The 2,642-nt window shown below is 69.8% G+C and carries 3 protein-coding genes; all 3 read left to right on the top strand.

Annotated elements, in window-relative coordinates:
- Nucleotides 1–79: 79 nt before the first annotated feature.
- The 3 genes from BN1197_RS00105 (at nucleotide 80) to BN1197_RS00095 (ending at nucleotide 2,294) form a co-directional block, all read left to right on the top strand.
- Complete coding sequence (locus BN1197_RS00105; RefSeq protein WP_217991122.1) at nucleotides 80–562, top strand: sigma-70 family RNA polymerase sigma factor; 483 nt, start codon at nucleotides 80–82, stop codon at nucleotides 560–562.
- On the top strand, nucleotides 555–1,817 hold the full coding sequence (locus tag BN1197_RS00100; protein ID WP_040155182.1) for a WD40 repeat domain-containing protein: 1,263 nt from the start codon (nucleotides 555–557) through the stop codon (nucleotides 1,815–1,817). Before BN1197_RS00105 ends, BN1197_RS00100 begins: the two co-directional genes overlap by 8 nt.
- Nucleotides 1,818–1,988: 171 nt before the next feature.
- Nucleotides 1,989–2,294: a transposase gene (locus BN1197_RS00095; RefSeq protein ID WP_040155180.1), complete on the top strand. Its 306-nt coding sequence runs from the start codon at nucleotides 1,989–1,991 to the stop codon at nucleotides 2,292–2,294.
- The last annotated feature ends 348 nt before the right edge of the window (nucleotides 2,295–2,642 follow it).

The raw sequence follows: 2,642 nt of genomic DNA, 5'->3' as shown, positions 1-2,642 counted from the left end.
GGAACCGAGCATGACGGCATCGCGACCTACGGGTGTGACGATGATCGGGGACATCGGGGACATCGGGGAGGAATGAGGCGTGGGGGGCAAGGACGTGTCGCGCTCGTGGGAGGTGTCCGACCTCTACGAGCGCGAGCGGGCGCCGCTGGGGCGTCTGGCCGCCGTGGTCACCGGCGACATCGATGCCGCGTCGGAGATCGTGCAGGACGCGTTCGCCGACCTCGTGCGTGCCGGGGACTCGGTGGTGGATGGGCCGGCCCGGTTGCGGACGGCGGTGGTCAACCGTTCGCGGTCCTGGGTCCGTCGGCGGATCGTGGCGCGTGGCTACCTGGAGCGGCAACACCCGGAGGAGGCCTTCCATTCCCCGGACCCGTCGATGCACGTGGACGTGCGGCGGGCCCTCGGACGGCTCGACCCTGAGCAGCGCGCCGTCGTCTTTCTCCGTTACTACCTGGACCTGTCCGAGAAGGACGTCGCTGCGGCTCTCGGCTGCCGCCCCGGCACCGTCAAGTCGCGCGCCGCACGGGCGTTGATGCGTCTCAAGGAGGACCTCGATGGATGACACACGCTCCGACGACGCCGTGGTCGCCCGGTTGCGGGCGTTCGTCGACACGATCGAGGTGCCCACGCCCGACTCGCTCGATCGGTTGGCTCCCCGCCTCATCCGGGACGGGGACGCCGATCCGGCCGACGACATCGCACGCCGCCGTCTGTCGAGGCGAGGCCTGCTCGCAGGCGCCGCCGCGGCCGCGGGTCTGGTCGGCCTCACGGTCGTGGCCCGGCCGGGAGGACCCGGGGCGGTCTCGCCCGCTGGAACGCCTTCGCCGGTCTCTCTTCCTGCGACGTTGCCGGGGTACCGGCCCTTGAGTCCGACCCTGGAGTTCATGCCCACCGGGCGCGTCTCGATGACGTACACCTGTGTCGAGGTGCAGGTCCTTTGGCGTCCCGACGAGCCGTCGCGGCAGGTCACTCTCGACGAGCACTTCGGCGGGATGAGGGCATTGGCGACCTCTGACGCCCGAAAGAACTATGGCTCGCCTGCGCCCGCGATCGTCTCGGACGACGGCACCGTTCTCGCGGTGGGATCGATCTCGTGGCAAGGAGAGGTGGTGCTGGTCGACGCGCGGTCCGGGGCGACAAGGGCCATCCGGGTGACCGAGCATCCGCAGCGCGACGTGTGGCCGCTCGAGTTCTCGCCGGACGGTCGCAGCGTCTACGTGCGCGATCAGGATGCGAACCTCACGCCACTGTGGGACGCGGCGAGACGTGGAAGGGTCGTTCGCGTGGATGTCACGACGGGGGACTGCCTCGACGCCGGGCTGGGGGCGGACGTCATCTCGGTCAGTGTGGCGCCCGACGGCAGGCGCCTCGCGGTGGTGCGGTCGTCGGGCCGCATCGAACTGACCGACCTGAAGGGTCATGTGGTCGAGCGGCTGGGCGTCGTCCGCCCCGCGGTGGCTCGTGATTGGGCGCACGCATGGTCGCCCGACGGTCGACTCGTCGTGGCGTTCGACGAGGTGGAGGACGGCGTGTCGGACCTCATCGTCTTCGAACGGGGGGCACCCCCTCGCCGTCGACGACTTCCCAGTGGTCCCTGGTCGGGTCTTGCGTGGACGGGCCCCTCGACGTACCTCCTCCACGGGTCTCCCGACACAGGTTCGGGCGACACCCGGCTGGCGGTCGTCGACGTCGAGACCGGCACGGTCGTCTGGGGGCCGGGCTGGTCCGACGCCCCCGTGGCATCCCGCATCGGCGGGGTGTCGGTGGCCGCAGGTCTGGCCCGCGGATGGACGGTCCATCCCGAGTCCGGGCGGTGACTCCGCCTTGCCCGGCCTTCGGTGGCGGAGACACGTGCCCGGGTCGCAGCCGGGATCGGCACGGGTGGACGTTGCACATCGGCGGTCTCGGTGTCACCCAGGTCTGGTGTGTACCGGGTTCTGCGGTGTCGGTGATTCTGGATTCTGGTGTCCTGACATCAGGAGGTCGTTGTGGGACGGCGAGGTTACCCACCGGAGTTCCGGCGTAAGGTCTTGGACCTTCTCGAAGCGGGCCGAAGTGTCGCGCAGGTGGCGCGCGACCTGGACATCAGCCAGGAGTCGATCTACGCCTGGCGACGTCAGGACCGGATCGACAAGGGTCTACTGCCCGGGCTGACGAGCCAGGAGAAGTCCGAGCTGACGGCCGCGAAGGCCCGGATCGCGCAGCTTGAAACGGAGCTGAGAGCGGCTCACCGGGCAGTGGAACTGCTGCGGGAGGACGCGAGCCCAATAGGCGGTTCTCGGCGGTCGAGGTGATGGTCGCCGAGAAAATCCCCGCGCAGGTGGCCTGCCGTGTCCTGGCTGTCTCGGAGTCCGGCTACTACGCCCGGTTGAGGCGGGCCCCGTCCGAGCGCGCGGTGCGCCACGCGTGGCTGACCGAGGTGATCACGCAGGTCCACATCGACTCCCGGGGTACCTATGGCGGTCGGCGGGTCCACGCTGAGCTCACCTTGGGGCAGGGCATCACGGTGGGACATTGGATCGCCCCGGGTTCAGTGGAGAGCGGGTTGTGCCGCCCCGGCGGGTGCCGGGGCGCTGGCGTGTTCAGCGTAGAACAGGTCTTCGTACTCGATGGGTGGGATGTCGCCGCAGTGTGAGTGAAGG

Origin of the sequence: Mobilicoccus massiliensis (assembly GCF_000826525.2) — a bacterium.
GTDB lineage: Bacteria > Actinomycetota > Actinomycetes > Actinomycetales > Dermatophilaceae > Mobilicoccus > Mobilicoccus massiliensis.
This window is presented reverse-complemented; position numbering and strand designations above follow the sequence as displayed.